Origin of the sequence: Chelativorans composti, assembly GCF_039541695.1 — a bacterium.
In the GTDB taxonomy this organism is placed as follows: Bacteria; Pseudomonadota; Alphaproteobacteria; order Rhizobiales; family Rhizobiaceae; genus Chelativorans; species Chelativorans composti.
In genome coordinates this window covers 129,195-146,121 of sequence record NZ_BAABGS010000018.1, presented here as the reverse complement: position 1 = coordinate 146,121, position 16,927 = coordinate 129,195, and the positions used below count along the sequence as shown (strand labels likewise).

The 16,927-nt window shown below is 63.5% G+C and carries 17 protein-coding genes; 9 read left to right on the top strand and 8 right to left on the bottom strand.

The window, feature by feature from the left end; translation table 11 throughout:
• Window positions 1–20: 20 nt before the first annotated feature.
• From accD to ABD906_RS06045, 7 genes are all read right to left on the bottom strand, one after another.
• On the bottom strand, window positions 21–929 hold the full coding sequence (gene accD / locus ABD906_RS06075; RefSeq protein WP_165277305.1) for an acetyl-CoA carboxylase, carboxyltransferase subunit beta: 909 nt from the start codon (window positions 927–929) through the stop codon (window positions 21–23).
• Between the two features lie 44 nt (window positions 930–973).
• Window positions 974–1,825 carry a tryptophan synthase subunit alpha gene (gene trpA, locus ABD906_RS06070; protein WP_345098767.1) on the bottom strand — a complete coding sequence of 284 codons (852 nt, stop codon included), beginning with the start codon at window positions 1,823–1,825 and terminating at the stop codon, window positions 974–976.
• A 32-nt stretch (window positions 1,826–1,857) separates the two neighbouring features.
• Window positions 1,858–3,078 (bottom strand): tryptophan synthase subunit beta, encoded by a 1,221-nt coding sequence (gene trpB, locus ABD906_RS06065; protein WP_345098632.1) that lies wholly within the window; start codon window positions 3,076–3,078, stop codon window positions 1,858–1,860.
• Window positions 3,075–3,734 (bottom strand): phosphoribosylanthranilate isomerase, encoded by a 660-nt coding sequence (locus ABD906_RS06060; RefSeq protein ID WP_165277303.1) that lies wholly within the window; start codon window positions 3,732–3,734, stop codon window positions 3,075–3,077. The genes trpB and ABD906_RS06060 overlap by 4 nt, the downstream gene beginning before the upstream one ends.
• Window positions 3,735–3,796: 62 nt before the next feature.
• Window positions 3,797–4,552, bottom strand: coding sequence for a YgjP-like metallopeptidase domain-containing protein (locus ABD906_RS06055; RefSeq protein ID WP_165277302.1), 756 nt, complete (start codon window positions 4,550–4,552; stop codon window positions 3,797–3,799).
• 115 nt (window positions 4,553–4,667) lie between these two features.
• The gene (locus ABD906_RS06050) at window positions 4,668–5,084 is read right to left on the bottom strand and encodes a DUF2852 domain-containing protein (RefSeq protein ID WP_165277301.1); all 417 of its coding nucleotides are present in this window, start codon (window positions 5,082–5,084) and stop codon (window positions 4,668–4,670) included.
• A 127-nt stretch (window positions 5,085–5,211) separates the two neighbouring features.
• Entirely contained in the window at window positions 5,212–6,009 is a 798-nt protein-coding gene (locus ABD906_RS06045) for an alpha/beta hydrolase (RefSeq protein WP_378188272.1), read from the bottom strand.
• 306 nt (window positions 6,010–6,315) lie between these two features.
• On the opposite strand from ABD906_RS06045, the gene infC reads away from it, so the two are divergent.
• From infC to pheT, 5 genes are all read left to right on the top strand, one after another.
• A complete protein-coding gene (gene infC, locus ABD906_RS06040) occupies window positions 6,316–6,852 on the top strand; it encodes a translation initiation factor IF-3 (protein ID WP_345098766.1) in 537 nt (178 codons plus the stop codon).
• Between the two features lie 182 nt (window positions 6,853–7,034).
• Window positions 7,035–7,235 carry a 50S ribosomal protein L35 gene (gene rpmI / locus ABD906_RS06035; protein ID WP_165277299.1) on the top strand — a complete coding sequence of 67 codons (201 nt, stop codon included), beginning with the start codon at window positions 7,035–7,037 and terminating at the stop codon, window positions 7,233–7,235.
• A gap of 32 nt (window positions 7,236–7,267) precedes the next feature.
• On the top strand, window positions 7,268–7,669 hold the full coding sequence (gene rplT, locus ABD906_RS06030) for a 50S ribosomal protein L20 (RefSeq protein WP_165277298.1): 402 nt from the start codon (window positions 7,268–7,270) through the stop codon (window positions 7,667–7,669).
• A 206-nt stretch (window positions 7,670–7,875) separates the two neighbouring features.
• A complete protein-coding gene (gene pheS, locus ABD906_RS06025; RefSeq protein WP_165277374.1) occupies window positions 7,876–8,961 on the top strand; it encodes a phenylalanine--tRNA ligase subunit alpha in 1,086 nt (361 codons plus the stop codon).
• A 23-nt stretch (window positions 8,962–8,984) separates the two neighbouring features.
• Window positions 8,985–11,387, top strand: a complete 2,403-nt coding sequence (gene pheT, locus ABD906_RS06020; protein WP_345098628.1) for a phenylalanine--tRNA ligase subunit beta — start codon at window positions 8,985–8,987, stop codon at window positions 11,385–11,387.
• A 184-nt stretch (window positions 11,388–11,571) separates the two neighbouring features.
• Here the strand turns inward: pheT and ABD906_RS06015 are convergent, their stop codons facing one another.
• Window positions 11,572–11,766: a hypothetical protein gene (locus ABD906_RS06015; protein WP_165277296.1), complete on the bottom strand. Its 195-nt coding sequence runs from the start codon at window positions 11,764–11,766 to the stop codon at window positions 11,572–11,574.
• 426 nt (window positions 11,767–12,192) lie between these two features.
• Here ABD906_RS06015 and dnaK point away from each other — a divergent pair, with 426 nt between their 5' ends.
• The 4 genes from dnaK to ABD906_RS05995 all read left to right on the top strand — a co-directional run bounded on the left by dnaK (window position 12,193) and on the right by ABD906_RS05995 (window position 16,710).
• On the top strand, window positions 12,193–14,100 hold the full coding sequence (gene dnaK / locus ABD906_RS06010; RefSeq protein WP_165277295.1) for a molecular chaperone DnaK: 1,908 nt from the start codon (window positions 12,193–12,195) through the stop codon (window positions 14,098–14,100).
• Window positions 14,101–14,291: 191 nt separating this feature from the next.
• Window positions 14,292–15,413: a molecular chaperone DnaJ gene (gene dnaJ / locus ABD906_RS06005; protein ID WP_165277294.1), complete on the top strand. Its 1,122-nt coding sequence runs from the start codon at window positions 14,292–14,294 to the stop codon at window positions 15,411–15,413.
• Between the two features lie 82 nt (window positions 15,414–15,495).
• Window positions 15,496–16,116: a phospholipid N-methyltransferase PmtA gene (pmtA, locus tag ABD906_RS06000; RefSeq protein ID WP_165277293.1), complete on the top strand. Its 621-nt coding sequence runs from the start codon at window positions 15,496–15,498 to the stop codon at window positions 16,114–16,116.
• Between the two features lie 3 nt (window positions 16,117–16,119).
• The gene (locus ABD906_RS05995) at window positions 16,120–16,710 is read left to right on the top strand and encodes an NADPH-dependent FMN reductase (protein ID WP_345098627.1); all 591 of its coding nucleotides are present in this window, start codon (window positions 16,120–16,122) and stop codon (window positions 16,708–16,710) included.
• Window positions 16,711–16,927 lie beyond the last annotated feature (217 nt).

Sequence of the window (16,927 nt, the reverse complement as noted above, 5' to 3'; positions counted from 1 at the left end):
TCCTAGCTCCAATGCCCCGATCAGGCGTTTGCCGCGAGGGCCGGTTCCGCGGGGAGCACGGACGGGGCGCTGGCAGCCGGGTCCACCTTCAGCAGGATCTTCAGCAGGCGGGCGATGGTCGATTTCAGCTCGAGACGGGAGACGACCATGTCGACCATGCCATGCTCGAGCAGGTATTCGGAGCGCTGGAAGCCTTCCGGCAGCTTCTCCCTGATGGTCTGCTCGATCACGCGGGCGCCGGCAAAGCCGATGACGGCGCCAGGTTCGGCAATGTGGATGTCGCCCAGCATCGCGTAGGACGCAGACACGCCGCCCGTGGTCGGGTTGGTAAGCACGACGATGTAGGGCAGACCAGCCTCCTTGAAGCGGTCCACCGCCACGGTCGTGCGCGGCAGCTGCATGAGCGAAAGGATGCCTTCCTGCATGCGCGCGCCGCCGGAAGCGGCGAAGAGCACGAGCGGCAGGCGGCGCTCGACGGCAACCTCGAAGCCCTTGATGATGGCTTCGCCCGCGGCCATGCCGAGCGATCCGCCGATGAAGGCGAAGTCCTGCACGGTGGCGACGACCTCGAGGCCCTCAATGCGGCCGACAGCGTTCAGCACGGCGTCGTCGAGGCCGGTCTTGGCCTTGGCGTCGCGCAGGCGGTCGGTGTAGCGGCGCTCGTCGCGGAACTTGAGCGGGTCAACCGGAACCTTGGGATTCTCAAGGATTTCGTAGACACCGTCGTCGAAGAAGAACTTCAGACGGTTTTTCGCCGAGATCTTCATGTGCGCGCCGGACGACGGCACGACCCACTGGTTCTCCTCGAGATCCTTGTGGAAAACCATCTCGCCCGTTTCGGGGCATTTGATCCAGAGGTTCTCCGGTATCTCCCTCCGGCCAAGCATGGAGTTGATTTTGGGCCGTACGAAATTGGTGATCCAGTTCATCGGAAACTCTTACTCTACTTGCGCGGCGATACTATCCGGCAAAATTAAGTCGTTTGTTCGGCTGCGGCCTGGCGAGCTTCGCGCACACCCTTCGCGAGACCGCGCACAAGCGTTGCGACCGCCTCGGCCGGGTCGGCCGTCTTCTGGCCGTCGGGGCCCAGCACGTTCGCCACGGCATTGACGATGGCGGTGCCCACGACGACGCCGTCGGCGGAGGCGCCGATCACCCTCGCCTGCTCGGCGGTCTTGACGCCGAAGCCTACGCAGACCGGCAGGTCCGTATGCGACTTGATGCGGGCGACCGCGTCCTTGACCTTCGCGGTGTCAGACAGGGCCGAACCGGTGATTCCAGTCATGGAGACGTAGTAGACGAAGCCGGATGTGTTTTCGAGCACCTTCGGAAGACGGTTATCATCGGTGGTAGGCGTCGCCAGGCGGATGAAGTTGTGGCCGGCCTTCAAAGCCGGAATGCACAGCTCCTCGTCCATCTCCGGCGGCAGGTCCACCACGATGAAGCCATCGATGCCGGCAGCCCTCGCGTCGGCCAGGAAGCGATCCACGCCGTAGATATAGATGGGGTTGTAGTAGCCCATCATCACGATCGGCGTGGTGTTGTCCTCGCGGCGGAACTCCTCGGCCATCTTGAGCGTGCGGGCAAGCGTCTGGCCGCCCTTGAGGGCACGCAGGCCGGCCGCCTGAATGGCGGGGCCGTCGGCCATCGGGTCGGAGAAGGGCATGCCGAGCTCGATGATATCGGCGCCTGCCTTCGGCAGCGCCTTCATGATGGCGAGTGAGGTCTCGTAGTCCGGATCGCCTCCCATGAAATAGGTCACCAGGGCCGGACGGCCCTCCTGCTTCAGCCGGGCGAAGAGGTCGTCGATGCGGGTGGAGCTCATGCCGGGCTTTCCTGCTTCGTTCTGCGACATGCTCAGATCTCCATGCCCATCATCTTCGCGACCGTATGGACGTCCTTGTCGCCGCGGCCGGAGAGATTGACGATCATGATCTGGTCCTTGCCCATGGTCGGGGCCACCTTGATCGCCTGGGCGATGGCGTGCGCGGACTCCAGCGCGGGGATGATCCCTTCCAGCTTCGTGGTGAGCTTGAAGGCTTCAAGCGCCTCGTCGTCCAGAATGGGCACGTATTTCACGCGGCCGGTGTCCTTCAGCCAGGCGTGCTCGGGGCCGACGCCGGGGTAGTCGAGGCCGGCGGAGATCGAGTGGCCGTCGAGGATCTGGCCGTCCTCATTCTGCAGCAGATAGGTGCGGTTGCCATGCAGGACACCGGGGCGGCCCGCGTTCATCGAGGCGCAGTGCTCGATGCCGTCGAGGCCGCGCCCGCCAGCTTCCACGCCGATGATCTCAACGCCCTTGTCGTCAAGGAACGGATGGAAGATGCCGATGGCATTTGAGCCACCGCCAACGGCGGCGATGACGACATCCGGCAGGCGACCCTCCTGCTCCAGGATCTGCTCGCGGGCTTCCTTGCCGATGACGGCCTGGAACTCGCGGACCATCTCGGGATAGGGATGCGGACCGGCGGCGGTGCCGATCAGGTAATAGGTGTTCTCGACATTGGTGACCCAGTCACGCAGCGCCTCGTTCATGGCGTCCTTCAGGGTGCCATGGCCGGCGGTGACAGGGCGAACCTCGGCGCCGAGCAGCTTCATGCGGAAAACGTTGGGCTTCTGCCGCTCCACGTCGGTGGCGCCCATGTAGACGACGCAAGGGAAGTTGAAGCGCGCGGAGACGGTGGCGGAGGCCACGCCATGCTGGCCGGCGCCGGTCTCGGCGATGATGCGCGTCTTTCCCATGCGCTTGGCGAGCAGGATCTGGCCCAGGCAGTTGTTGATCTTGTGGCTGCCGGTGTGGTTCAGGTCCTCACGCTTCAGGTAGATCTTCGCGCCGCCCAAATGCCGGGTCAGGTTCTCGGCGAAATAGAGCTTGGAGGGGCGGCCGGCATAAAAGGTCGAAAGCTGCTTCAGCTCGGCCTGGAACTCGGGATCGTTCTTGGCCCGCTTCCAGTGCTTCTCCAGATCGAGGATGAGCGGCATCAGCGTCTCGGCGACGAAGCGCCCGCCAAAAATGCCGAACATGCCCTGCTCGTCGGGGCCAGTCCGGAAAGAGTTTGGTTCCATCGGCTTGGTCATGCCGCTCCTCGTGAATCTAAAGCCCGAACAGCCCGGAAAAACGCGCGGATCTTTTCAGGGTCCTTTTCTCCGGGCGCCCTTTCGACACCGGATGAGACATCGACGCCGGAAGGTTTTACCATTTGAAGCGCCGCGCCGATATTTCCAGCGTTAATCCCACCGGAAAGCATGTAATCCACATCGGCGTCAAGGGAAGCGAGGATCGCCCAGTCGAAGGCGATGCCGTTGCCGCCGGGAAGCTCCGCGCCGGCCGGCGGCTTGGCATCCAACAGGAAACGGTCGGTCACGCCGCGATACGGCGCGATTGCGGCAAGGTCTTCCGCGTCGCGGATCGAAATGGCCTTCATCACCGGCAGGCCGTAACGCGTCCTCAACTCGGCAACACGGTCGGGAGTTTCCCTCCCGTGGAGCTGAAGAACATCCGGCTGCATGGCCGCAACGATGGTGTCGAGCGAGGCATCGTCGGCATCCACGGTCACGGCGACGGCAAGCGCCCTGCCCCGCGCGGCCCCGCGCAGGCGGGCTGCCTCGGCGACGGATACGTGGCGCGGGCTCTTCTCGAAGAAGATGAAACCGATGTGGCTTGCTCCCCCCTCCAGGGCGGCCGCCACGGCCTCCTCCGTCTTCAGGCCGCAAATCTTGATGTCCAGCGTCATGGCCGGTGGAGTGCCATGAATTGCAGCAGAAGTCGAGGTGCGAAGCTGACCCAGGGGGAAAATCACTCGAAGCGGAGCGCCTGCAGGGCGGTCCCGTTGCGCTTCAGCCAATCGCGGCAGCGCTCCGTGTCGGGACAGAGTTCCGTGCAGAGCTTCCAGAACCTCGGCCCGTGGTTCATTTCCCTGAGATGAGCAACCTCGTGCGCGACGAGATAATTGATCACCGGGGATGGGGCCATCATGATGCGCCAGGAAAAGGAGAGAACGCCGTCCGCGGTGCAGGAGCCCCAGCGGCTGCTCGTGTCCTTGTAGCGGATGGCCTTGGCGCGTCTTCCGACGGTGGCCGTGTGGGTCGCGACCAGCGGTTCGATGTGGGTCTTTGCCTCTCGCTTCAAAAAATCGGCTACGCGGCGCGGCAGGTGCTCGATGGCGCCGGGTACGAGCAGAACGGGCTCGCCGTCGAGAACGGTGGCGGTGGCCAGTCCGCGGCTTGCCTCGACATGAACGATCCGGTGCGGCTTGCCGCGGAGCGGCAGCCTGATACCGGGCCGCACGAGCGCATCAGGGGGATATTTCCGGTACTTCTCCTCGAGCCAGCCCTGGTGGCGCTCCAGAAACCGCTGGATTTCCGCATCCGGAACACCGGGCGGAACGGTTACGCGCAACCCCTGCCCGCCCGTGGCGATGCGCAGCGTCAGCCGCCGGGCGCGGGCATTTTCCACGATCTTCAGGGGAACCGCCCTGCCCGCGACCTCGTGCATCCGCTCCCGGGGCTGGGGCGGCTCGCGGAACGGGGATCTGAAGCGCAGCAGCGACATGGATCGGAAAGATTGATTCGGCGATCAGCCTACAGGGTTAAACGACCTGCAATGTGAGGGGAAGCGGAAAGGGAGAAGGCGGCGCTCGCCGCGCCGCCTCCGGTCGTGAAACGGGTCAGGCCGAATGCGTGCCGTCCGCCGACGGGGCGGGACGGTTGCGGTTCTGCATGAAACGCTCGAATTCTTCCTGATCGCGGGCGCGGCGAAGTTCGCGCATGTAGTCGTCGAACTCGTCACGCATGGCGTCCAGCTTGCGGCGCTCTTCCTCAAGTCGCGCAAGCTCCCCGGCGCGCCACTCGTCAAAGGCGACATTGCCGGTCGCGCGCGGCGCGCCGGCATGGCGGCCTCCGCGGCAGTTGGCAAACATGCCATCGGTGACGCGGTTCACCTCGGTCTTGAAGCTGCCGAGCCGGTCACCCCAAAGGATGTAGGCCAGCATAGCAAGGCCGAGCGGCCAGTAGACAATGAAGCCCAGGACCATTAGGGCAATGGTGGCGGGCGTCCAGGCCGGGCGGAGGGCGGATTGGGTCATCTTCGGTGTCCTCTCATCAAGGCCAGCCGGAAGTGGCTGCTAGGGGACACATGGATACCCCTGCCCTCCCCTTCAAGAACGGCGCGTTCAAACGTCTGAAATAATCATGCCCCGCAACTAATCCATATTAGGGCGTTCGCCCAAGCGAGACCTCGCGCAGGGCCGTCAGGGCCTTGATCATCAGCGAGAGGTCCTGCGGACGCGACAGGCGATGGTCGCCGTCGCGGATCAGCGTGAGGGTCACGTCATCTTTCGGCAGATGTTCGAGCAGGCGCAGGGCGTGGCGGTACGGCACGTCCGGGTCGGCCATGCCCTGCAGGATGTGGACCGGGCAGTGAGTGTCGATGATGCCGTCGAGTACGCGGTTGTTGCGGCCGTCATCGATCAGCGCCTTCGTGTAGACGTAGGGCTGGTCGGAGTATTGCGAGGGCTGCTCGAGCTTGCCCTTTTCCTCGAGGATGCGGCGCTGCTCGTCGGTCAATCTCGGCTCGATGAGCTCCGAGGTGAAGTCCGGCGCCGGTGCGATCAGAAGCAGGCCGGCCAGACGGTTCGCCTGGCCCGCCTTCACCAGTTCCTGGACCATGCGCAGCGCGATCCAGGCGCCCATGGAGGAGCCGACAAGGATCTGGCTGCCCGCGGTGAAGCGGTGGAAGACGGCGAGACTTTCGTTGAGCCAGCGGGAAATGGTTCCCTCCTTGAAGTCGCCACCGGACTCGCCGTGACCGGAATAGTCGTGGCGGGTGACCATGACGCCGTTCTGGATGCCCCACTCGTGCAGGACCTGGGCCTTGGTGCCCCGCATGTCGGACTTGTAGCCGCCGAGCCACATGACGCCCGGCGCCGAACCGTCCCGATGGCGCACCGCGATCTTCACGCCATCGACCTCAATCATTTCGGGTTCCAACTCATTCATGATACATCCCATCCCTGCCGGTGGCCGCCCGCCGGGCGGCGCAAGCGTGTCAACCGGGAGCAGTTCCAGTTCCTGTCCAGGTCTGGTGCTGCCCGGTCAGTTCGTCTTGCGAGGGTTCGGGCTGAAAAACCAGCGCGTGCCGTCCCCCTGAACCGCTTTAGCGCTTAACCGCGGAAATCGAAACCGGGTTTCATCTCCCCCCCCCCCGTGATTCTTTGCACAGGTTGTGCTATTGACCTAAGAAATTGACTGCGCACATGGCGAGTGATGCCCGCTGTGAGCAGTCAATATTGTATCAACGACGTGGAGATAACGACCATTCGCAAGCCATTTAAAGCAGCGCCCATTGTAAAAGAAGGCCCTCGTGCCAACCGTGAGATTCGCGCCCCCAGGGTGCAGCTTATTGATGCGGACGGTACGAATCGTGGTGAGGTATCCCTGGAGGAAGCCCTTGCTGCTGCAGAAGAAGCCGGGCTTGATCTGGTGGAAATCGCACCGAACGCTACCCCGCCCGTCACCAAGATCGCTGACCTCGGCAAGCTGAAGTATCTCGGCCAGAAGAAGGCCGCGGAAGCGCGGAAGAAGCAGAAGACAGTCGAGATCAAAGAGATCAAGATGCGTCCGAACATCGATCACCACGATTACGAGGTGAAGATGCGGGCGGTGAAACGCTTCTTCGAGGACGGCGACAAGGTGAAGCTGACCCTGCGTTTCCGCGGGCGTGAAATGGCTCACCTCGAGCTCGGCATGAAGCTGCTCGACCGGGTGAAGCAGGACACCGAGGCCTTCGCCAAGGTCGAAGTCGAGCCCAAGCTCGAAGGCCGCCAGATGATGATGGTTCTGGCTCCACGGTAATTTCAGTCCAATCTGCAATAGTCCCGGGCCGCGCGGCACTTGCGCGGCCGGGAACTTGCTGTTATGAGACGGCCTGTTCTGAACCGCCCGGCAGGGCATGCCGTGGCGGTTCATAATGCTTGCGGGCTTGGCGGCCCGAAGAAAACAAGCGCCTACGGCGCGCATACAACTGGAGAAGCAAAATGCCCAAACTGAAGACCAAGTCATCGGTCAAGAAGCGCTTCAAGCTCACCGCCACCGGCAAGGTGAAGGTGCAGGCTGCCGGCAAGCGCCATGGCATGATCAAGCGCAGCAACAAGTTTATCCGTAACGCTCGCGGCACGATGGTCCTGTCCGACGCGGACGCCAAGATCATCAAGAATTACGCCCCGTACGGACTCTAAGAGCGGCGCAGTTACAGTAAGGAGATCATGCAATGGCACGCGTGAAGAGGGGCGTTACCGCCCATGCCAAGCACAAGAAGGTTCTGAAGGCCGCCAAGGGTTTCTACGGTCGTCGCAAGAACACGATCCGCATCGCCAAGCAGGCGGTTGAGCGTTCGCTGCAGTATGCCTATCGCGACCGCCGCAACAAGAAGCGTAATTTCCGCGCCCTGTGGATCCAGCGCATCAATGCGGCTGCCCGCGAGCATGGCCTGACCTATGGCCGCTTCATCGACGGCCTGAACAAGGCTGGCATCGAGATCGATCGCAAGGTCCTGTCCGACATGGCCATCCATGAGCCACAGGCGTTTGCCGCGCTCGTGGCCAAGGCCAAGACCGCTCTTGAGTACCTCAAGAACGGCACGCCGAACGAGTTTGAGAGCGCGGTCGCCTAAGCCCAGCGCTCCCGACAACCTATACATCCAAGTTCGGGAACCCGCGCTGGCAGGCTGGCGCGGGTTTTCTTTTTCTCACCTGCAGGATCACAAGTGAAGCGGGTGGCATGAGACGGAAGAGCTTCCGCAGCGCCGGCGCGCACGGAGGCGGTGACGCAACAACCTGGTATGCGGCCAAGACGCAGTGCCGAGGGCAAGGGAAGATGATGAACGATCTGGACCAACTGGAAAAGCAGCTGCTCGACGAGATTGCTGCAGCGGGCGATGAGGCGGCGCTTGAAGCCGTGCGCGTCTCCGCCCTCGGCAAGAAGGGATCGATCTCGGAGAAGCTCAAGATGCTGGGCTCGATGACACCGGAAGAGCGCCAGACGATGGGGCCGGTCATCAACGGGCTCAAGAACCGGATCACGGACGCGATCACGGCACGCCGCACCGAGCTGCGCGAGGCGGCAATCGCGGCACGCCTGGAGCGCGAGCGCGTGGACGTGACGCTGCCCGTGGCGAAGCCTGCGGCGGAGCGGGGTCGCATCCATCCGATCAGCCAGGTGATCGACGAGATCACCGCCATTTTCGGCGACCTCGGCTTCGAGATTGCCGAGGGTCCGGACATCGAGACCGACTACTACAACTTCACGGCGCTCAACTTCCCCGAAGGCCATCCGGCGCGCGAGATGCACGACACGTTCTTCCTCGAGCCCAATGCCCAGGGCGAGCGGAAGCTTCTGCGCACGCACACCTCGCCGGTGCAAATCCGCACCATGGAGGCCAAGAAGCCGCCGATCCGAATCGTCATTCCCGGCAAGACCTATCGCGCCGACTCCGACGCCACCCACACGCCGATGTTCCATCAGCTCGAGGGCCTGGTGATCGACAAGACGGCCAACATCGCCAACATGAAGTGGGTGCTGACCGAGTTCTGCAAGGCCTACTTCGAGGTCTCTTCTCTCAACATGCGCTTCCGCCCGAGCTTCTTCCCGTTCACGGAACCGAGCCTCGAGGTAGACATCCAGTGCGACCGCTCGCGTCCGGGCGAGGTGCGCTTCGGCGAGGGTAACGACTGGATGGAAATCCTCGGCTGCGGCATGGTGCACCCCAACGTGCTGCGCTACGGCGGGCTCGACCCGGACGAGTACCAGGGCTTCGCCTGGGGCATGGGCATCGACCGTATTGCGATGCTTAAGTACGGCATGCCGGACCTGCGCGCGTTCTTCGACGCGGATGTGCGCTGGCTCGAACACTATGGCTTCCGTCCGCTTGATCTGCCGACGCTGTTCGGCGGTCTGAGCAGCTAACCTTCAGGGCAGGCAGAAAAACCATGAAATTCACGCTTTCCTGGCTCAAGGATCACCTTGATACCGACGCCTCGCTCGACCAGATCGTCGAAACGCTGACCATGATCGGGCTGGAGGTCGAATCCGTCGACGACAAGTCCCAACTGAAGCCGTTCGTTATCGCCAAGGTCGTCAGCGCCGAGCAGCATCCGGACGCGGACCGCCTGCGCGTGTTGCGCGTAGATGACGGCTCGGGCCAGCTCATCCAGGTCGTCTGCGGCGCGCCGAATGCGCGCGCGGGCCTGATCGGCGCCTTCGCCAAGCCCGGCACCTACATCCCGGGTACGGGCATTACTCTTTCCGTAGGCAAGATCCGCGGCGTCGAAAGCCACGGCATGATGTGCTCCGAGCGGGAGCTGCAGCTTTCCGACGAGCACAACGGCATCATCGAACTGCCGGAGGACGCGCCGGTCGGCCAGTCCTTCGCCGAATGGGCGAAGCTCGACGATCCGGTGATCGAAATCGGGCTCACGCCGAACCGTCCAGACTGCACCAGCGTCCATGGCATTGCGCGCGATTTGGCGGCGGCCGGCCTCGGCAAGCTGAAGGATGGTACGGTCGCGCCGGTTCCGGGGAAGGGGGTCTGCCCGGTCGACGTGGTCATCGAAGCACCGGAACTCTGCCCGGGCTTCGGCCTGCGCCTCGTGCGCGGGGTGAAGAACGGCCCGTCGCCGAAGTGGCTGCAGCAGCGCCTGATCGCCATCGGTCTGCGCCCGATCAACGCGCTTGTCGACATCACCAACTACATCACCTTCGATCGCGGCCGCCCGCTGCACGTGTTCGACGCCGCGAAGGTGGCCGGTAACCTGGTCATCCGCCGCGCGAAGGACGGCGAGAAGATCCTGGCGCTCGATGGCCGCGAATACGCGCTGACGCCTGAAAACTGCGTCATCGCCGACGAAAAGGGGGTCGAATCCATCGCCGGCATCATGGGCGGCGAGCTGTCGGGCTGTGACGAGAGCACCACCGACGTGCTGATCGAGTCGGCGCTGTGGTCGCCGCTCAACATCGCGCGCACGGGCCGCGACCTCGGCATCATCACCGACGCGCGCTACCGGTTCGAGCGTGGCGTCGATCCGGAGTTCGCCATTCCGGGACTGGAGCTGGCGACGAAGATGGTGCTGAACCTTTGCGGCGGCGAGCCGACCGAAATCCGCGCCGTCGGCTTCAAGCCGTTCGAGCCGAAGGTCGTGAAGTTCCCGGCTTCCGAGGTGAAGCGGCTGACCGGCCTCGACGTTCCGGCCGAGGAAAGCCACGCCATCCTCAAGCGCCTCGGCTTCGAGCCGCTGGGCGAGGGCGAGGTGGTGGACGTGAAGGTTCCGTCCTGGCGTCCTGACGTCGACGGCAAGGCTGACCTGGTGGAAGAGGTCATGCGCATCCATGGCGTCAACCGGATCGAGCCGCAGCCGATGATTTCCAAGGATTCGGTGAGCGGAAAGATCCTCACGACGGCGCAGATCCGCACGCGGATGGCACGCCGGGCGCTCGCCGTGCGCGGCATGATGGAGGCCGTCACCTGGTCCTTCATTTCCGAGCCGCAGGCGCGGCTGTTCGCCGAGAACCGTCCGCTGATCAAGCTCGCGAACCCGATTGCGGCCGACCTTTCGACCATGCGGCCTTCGCTGTTGCCCGGCCTCATCGCCGCGGCAAAGCGCAACGGCGACCGCGGCTTCCGCGATGTCGCGCTGTGCGAGGTGGCCGCGACCTACGAGGGCGACCGGCCCGAGGACCAGCGCCGCGTGGCCGCCGGCGTGCGCCGCGGCACGGCGCGTCCGGAAGGACAGGGTCGCAGCTGGTCGGGCAACGTCGCGCCGGTGGACGTGTTCATCGCCAAGGCTGATGCGCTCGCCGTGCTGGAAGCCTGCGGCGTTCCGGCCGAACGTGTGCAGATCGAGGCAGGCGGTCCGAGCTGGTACCACCCCGGTCGCAGCGGCACCCTCAAGATGGGGCCGATGGTTCTGGCCACGTTCGGCGAGTTCCATCCCAAGCTGCTCGAGGAGATGGACGTGACCGGGCCGATCTGCGGCTTCGAGGTGTTCCTCGATGCCATTCCGGAGCCGAAGGCGCGTCCGACCCGGACCAAGCCGCGGCTGGATCTTTCGCCGTTCCAGGCGGTCACGCGCGACTTCGCCTTCGTGGTCAACCGCAAGGTGCAGGCCGCCACGGTGATGCGCGCTGCCGCTGCCGCCGACAAGAAGCTGATCACGGGCGTGACCGTGTTCGACGTGTTCGAGGGCGAGGCGCTGGGCGCCGGCAAGAAGTCGATAGCGATCGAGGTAACGGTGCAGCCGACCGACAAGACGCTGACCGACGAGGATTTCGAGGCGCTTTCCAAGCGCATCGTCGACAACGTGGCCAAACAGACGGGCGGCGTGCTGCGCGCCTGATTGCCCTCGGCCGGATCGGGGTGCCCTGCATTCGCCGCGGGGGGCCTCGGTGATGACCGTATTGACGGGATTGCACCCGCTTCCAGGGTAACCCGGCGTCAGGCCAGTGACGCCGGGTTCTTGCTTGGTACACCTTACACCAGAGGGATGCACGGAATACTCGAACTCTTTACGCTGAAACTCCTTACGCTGTGTTCAGCGGCTGAATGCTGCACAGCGTTAACGGGTACTCGGGCGAGAAGGTAAAGCCGTAGGCGACCCGAACCTCCAGGGCGCCCTGAGTAGCTTCCTCCTGCTCTTCATACATGGTCACTGCCATGCACTCCTTGCTCAAGACCTGGCTACGGTCTTCGCCGGGAGTGGCGACGGCCTTGGCCAAGACGACTTCGCCAGCGACGCCATGCGAAGCCGCCGCGGTCCGTGCACTTACTTCGGCGACAGGCGCTGCGATGCAGTTCCTTGCCAACACAAGAAACGCAATACCCCCCAACAGGAGAACGTACTTTCGCACTTTGCTCAATCCACACGTTATTCAGGGGTACACAACGCGGACATCATCGCGCCAAAGTTTAAAGAAATGGTATCATACAATTTTTAGTCGATTATGGGCGGGTTGCAGCCGCATCCGAAAATGGCTGCATTCGATGCTTTCTCCGCCTTGCACCTCAAAAGGGCGCTTCTTATATACGCGGCAGGTCGCGGCTCGGCCTTCGGTCGTTGAGCGGTGAGCAAACATTCTTGTCAGAGGGGCTGTCATCGGGAACGCCAAGATGGGTCCTGACAGTCTGCTAAGTGGAGAGAATAAATGGCAAAAGTCATTGGCATCGATCTGGGTACTACCAACTCCTGCGTCGCTGTTATGGACGGCAGGGACGTGAAGGTCATCGAGAATGCGGAAGGCGCACGGACCACACCTTCGATCGTAGCCTTTACCGATTCGAACGAGCGCCTTGTCGGCCAGCCTGCCAAGCGCCAGGCGGTTACCAATCCTGAAAACACGTTCTTCGCAATCAAGCGACTGATCGGCCGCCGTTTCGACGACCCGATGGTCGAGAAGGACAAGAAGCTTGTCCCCTACAAGATTGTCGCCGGCGACAATGGTGACGCCTGGGTCGAGTCCCAGGGCAAGAAATACTCGCCCTCGCAGATCTCCGCGATGATTCTTCAGAAGATGAAGGAGACGGCGGAGGCCTACCTCGGCGAGCCGGTCACGCAGGCTGTCATCACGGTCCCGGCCTATTTCAATGACGCTCAGCGTCAGGCCACCAAGGACGCCGGCAAGATCGCCGGCCTCGATGTGCTCCGCATCATCAACGAGCCGACCGCTGCGGCGCTCGCCTACGGCCTCGACAAGAAGGACGGCAAGACGATCGCCGTCTATGACCTTGGCGGCGGTACGTTCGATATCTCGATCCTTGAGATCGGCGACGGCGTCTTCGAGGTGAAGTCCACGAACGGCGACACGTTCCTCGGCGGCGAGGACTTCGACATGCGCCTCGTGAACTACCTCAACGAGGAGTTCAAGAAGGAGCACGGTATCGACCTCAAGAACGACAAGCTGGCCCTGCAGCGCCTGAAGGAAGCTGCCGAGAAGGCCAAGATCGAGCTGTCGTCGGCCGCGCAGACGGAAATCAACCTGCCGTTCATCACGGCTGACCAGACCGGTCCGAAGCACCTCGCCATGAAGCTCACCCGCGCCAAGCTGGAGAGCCTGGTCGAGGACCTGATCGAGCGCACGATCGAGCCCTGCAAGGCTGCCCTGAAGGATGCCGGCCTGAAGGCAGGCGAGATCGACGAAGTCGTTCTGGTCGGCGGCATGACCCGCATGCCGAAGGTGCAGGAAGCCGTCCGCAACTTCTTCGGCAAGGAGCCCCACAAGGGCGTCAACCCGGACGAGGTCGTGGCCATGGGCGCTGCGATCCAGGCCGGTGTGCTGCAGGGTGACGTCAAGGACGTGCTGCTGCTCGACGTAACGCCGCTGTCGCTCGGCATCGAGACGCTGGGTGGCGTGTTCACGCGCCTGATCGAGCGCAACACGACCATTCCGACCAAGAAGAGCCAGGTCTTCTCGACCGCGGAAGACAACCAGAACGCCGTGACGATCAGGGTCTTCCAGGGCGAGCGCGAGATGGCCGCGGACAACAAGCTGCTCGGCCAGTTCGACCTGGTCGGCATTCCGCCCGCACCGCGCGGCGTGCCGCAGATCGAGGTGACCTTCGACATCGACGCGAACGGTATCGTCAACGTGTCGGCCAAGGACAAGGGCACCGGCAAGGAGCAGCAGATCCGCATCCAGGCTTCGGGCGGCCTGTCTGACGCCGAAATCGAGCGGATGATCAAGGAAGCCGAGGCCAACGCCGCCGCCGACAAGAAGCGCCGCGAGCTGGCGGAAGCCCGCAACCAGGCAGAATCGCTGCTCCACAGCTCGGAGAAGTCGCTCAAGGAGTACGGCGAGAAGGTCTCGGCCGATGACCGCAAGGCGGTCGAAGATGCCATCGCCGCCCTGCGTTCGGCCACGGAAGGCGACGATGTCGAAGACATCAAGGCCAAGACCGCCGCGCTTGCCGAGGCGTCGATGAAGATCGGCCAGGCGATGTACGAGGCCTCCCAGGCCGAGGCTGCCGGCGGCCAGTCGGAGAACAAGGCCAAGAACGACGATGTCGTGGACGCCGATTTCGAGGAAATCGACGACAACGACAAGAAGCAGGCCTGAAGCGCGTATCAGAGTTGAGGAAAGCCCGGGACACGTCCCGGGCTTTCCGTGCCAATGCGACGACCGATGCGAACGGCCTGTGCTCTCCGGGAGGTGTCGCAGGTGATAGCGTCGGTCCTTGAAACCTAACGACGAGACGGAACCCGGTTGGGGAGTGGTATCCGTTCGACAGACATGCGGGATCGTCCTGAATGAAGCCGGACTACTACGAGACGCTCCGCGTATCGCGAAATGCCGATGAAAAGGAGCTGAAGGCCGCTTTCCGCAAGCTCGCCATGCAGTATCACCCTGACCGCAATCCGGGTGATCCAGAGGCGGAGAAGAAGTTCAAGGAAATCAACGAGGCGTACGAGACGCTGCGCGACCCCCAGAAACGCGCGGCCTACGACCGCTACGGCCACGATGCCTTCCAGAACGGCGGCATGGGCGCGCGCGGCGGTTTCAGCGCCAGCGGGTTCGCCGACATCTTCGAGGACATCTTCGGCGACATCATGGGAACCTCCCGGCGCCGTTCGGGCCGCGAGCGCGGCGCCGACCTGCGCTACAACATGGAGATCACGCTCGAAGAGGCGTACACGGGCAAGACAGCCCAGATCCATGTGCCGACCTCCGTCACCTGCACCGAATGCTCAGGTTCCGGCGCCCGGCCGGGCTCTTCGCTCGTGCAGTGCCGCATGTGCAACGGCATCGGACGTATCCGCGCCACACAAGGCTTCTTCGCCGTGGAGCGGACCTGTCCGCAGTGCCAGGGCCGCGGCCAGATCATCGAGGATCCGTGCCCCAAGTGCGCGGGGCAGGGGCGTACGGTCGAGGAGCGCAAGCTGTCGGTCAACATTCCCGCCGGCATCGAGGACGGCACGCGTATCCGCCTGGCCGGCGAGGGCGAGGCGGGTCTGCGCGGTGGACCGCCCGGTGACCTCTACATCTTCCTTTCCATCAAGCCGCATGAGTTCTTCCAGCGCGACGGTGCGGACCTCTACTGCAGGGTTCCCATTTCGATGACGACGGCTGCCCTGGGCGGCTCGTTCGAGGTGACGACGCTGGACGGTACGCAGACGCGGGTGAAGGTGCCGGAAGGCTCGCAGAACGGCCGGCAGTTCCGTCTGCGCGGCAAGGGCATGCCCGTATTACGGCAACAGCAATACGGTGACCTTTACATACAGATCGTTGTGGAGACGCCGCAGAATCTGACCAAACGGCAGAGAGAACTTCTCGAAGAGTTCGAGAGGATCTCTTCCCAGGAAAACAGTCCCCAATCCACCGGTTTCTTCAAGAGAATGAAGGAATTCTTCGAGTCATTCGGCAAAGAATAGATTTACGGCGGCGAGCCTTCATATAACATGCGCCAAGTGGGATCGGAGAGGGGGACGGAAGGCTTGCAGGAGGGAGAATGACATGAGCAAGGTCAAGGAGGTTCTCGCCGCGAAGTTTGATGAGGAGCTGCGGTTCTTCAAGGGCTGGATCGACAAGCCGAAGGCAGTCGGCGCGATCGTCCCGACCAGCGGTGTGACGGCCCGCAAGATGGCCTCGGTCGTGCGGCCGGAGAGCGACGATCTGGTGCTGGAGCTCGGACCCGGGACGGGAGTCATCACGCGCGCCATCCTTGCCAGGGGCATCAAGCCGGAAAAACTCGTTTCCATCGAATACTCGAAAGATTTCGTCGACCGCCTGACGCAGGAACTGCCGGGCGTGAACTTCGTGCACGGAGATGCATTTGACCTGGAAACCGCGCTTGCCCCGTGGAAGGGCCAGCGGTTCGATGCGGTCATCTCCGCCATTCCCATGCTGAACTTCCCCGTTGAGGCACGCATCAGGCTGGTGGAATCCCTGCTCGATCTCATGCCGGCGGGCCGTCCGATCGTGCAAATCACGTATGGAGCGCTGTCGCCGGTGCCGGCGGGCCGCGGAAGCTACACCGTCGACCGGTTCGACTTCATCGTCCGCAACATTCCGCCCGCACATCTGTGGATCTACCGGCGGCCGGAAGGGTCGGACGCGGGCAAGAAGCGGGCCTGAGCAGTGAACGGAGCGGGTCCGCGCATTCTCGTCTTCGCCGGGTCGATCCGCGCCGGCGCCTTCAGCGGAAAGACGGCGGATGCGGCGGTGCGTGAGCTCGCCCTGCAGGGCGCCGCGGTCACACGCATTTCGCTGGCGGATTATCCTCTCCCGCTCATGAACCAGGATCTCGAGCGGGAGTCGGGCGTGCCGGAGCCTGCGGTCCGGCTTGCCCACATGATCGCCGCGCATGATGGCCTCCTGATTGCCACGCCGGAGTACAACGCATCCGTTCCGCCCCTGCTCAAGAACACTATCGACTGGGTGAGCCGGGTCAATCAGGACCGGCAGGGACAACCCTTCCGTGCCTTCAAGGGCAAGGTCATGGCGCTCTGCTCCTCTTCCAACGGCAATTACGCGGGCATCCGCGCCATAAATCACCTGAGGGCAATCCTGGTCCACTGCGGGGCGGAGGTGATATCGCCCCAGTGCTCCGTGCCGCGCGGGCAGGACGCATTCGATGATGAAGGCAATTTCCGCGACGATGCTCTGCGCAAGAGCATGGCCAATGTGTGCCGGGCGCTGATCGAACGGGCGGGGCTGACCCGGGCCTAGCGGCCAGCCGGGGGGCGCATCCTCCCCGCCTGCGGGAGATGAGGTGGTATCACCATAGGCCAGATTGCCCAGGAACGGATCGCATCCAGCGCGAATCGGGTTGCCTGACGGCGGGCAGTGTGCCAGTTGTGCCTTCCGCAAGCCTTGAGCAGTTCAGGGGTACAGAGCCCGGTACCGGTCGGGCCGAAAGTGCATCCGCGCCCGAGGCAGGCATTTC

Coding starts and splice junctions, on each gene's coding strand:
- accD (WP_165277305.1), bottom strand. CDS start 929: ATGAACTGGATCACCAATTTCGTACGGCCCAAAATCAACTCCATGCTT.
- trpA (WP_345098767.1), bottom strand. CDS start 1,825: ATGAGCTCCACCCGCATCGACGACCTCTTCGCCCGGCTGAAGCAGGAG.
- trpB (WP_345098632.1), bottom strand. CDS start 3,078: ATGACCAAGCCGATGGAACCAAACTCTTTCCGGACTGGCCCCGACGAG.
- ABD906_RS06060 (WP_165277303.1), bottom strand. CDS start 3,734: ATGACGCTGGACATCAAGATTTGCGGCCTGAAGACGGAGGAGGCCGTG.
- ABD906_RS06055 (WP_165277302.1), bottom strand. CDS start 4,552: ATGTCGCTGCTGCGCTTCAGATCCCCGTTCCGCGAGCCGCCCCAGCCC.
- ABD906_RS06050 (WP_165277301.1), bottom strand. CDS start 5,084: ATGACCCAATCCGCCCTCCGCCCGGCCTGGACGCCCGCCACCATTGCC.
- ABD906_RS06045 (WP_378188272.1), bottom strand. CDS start 6,009: ATGGGATGTATCATGAATGAGTTGGAACCCGAAATGATTGAGGTCGAT.
- rpmI (WP_165277299.1), top strand. CDS start 7,035: ATGCCCAAACTGAAGACCAAGTCATCGGTCAAGAAGCGCTTCAAGCTC.
- rplT (WP_165277298.1), top strand. CDS start 7,268: ATGGCACGCGTGAAGAGGGGCGTTACCGCCCATGCCAAGCACAAGAAG.
- pheS (WP_165277374.1), top strand. CDS start 7,876: ATGAACGATCTGGACCAACTGGAAAAGCAGCTGCTCGACGAGATTGCT.
- pheT (WP_345098628.1), top strand. CDS start 8,985: ATGAAATTCACGCTTTCCTGGCTCAAGGATCACCTTGATACCGACGCC.
- dnaK (WP_165277295.1), top strand. CDS start 12,193: ATGGCAAAAGTCATTGGCATCGATCTGGGTACTACCAACTCCTGCGTC.
- dnaJ (WP_165277294.1), top strand. CDS start 14,292: ATGAAGCCGGACTACTACGAGACGCTCCGCGTATCGCGAAATGCCGAT.
- pmtA (WP_165277293.1), top strand. CDS start 15,496: ATGAGCAAGGTCAAGGAGGTTCTCGCCGCGAAGTTTGATGAGGAGCTG.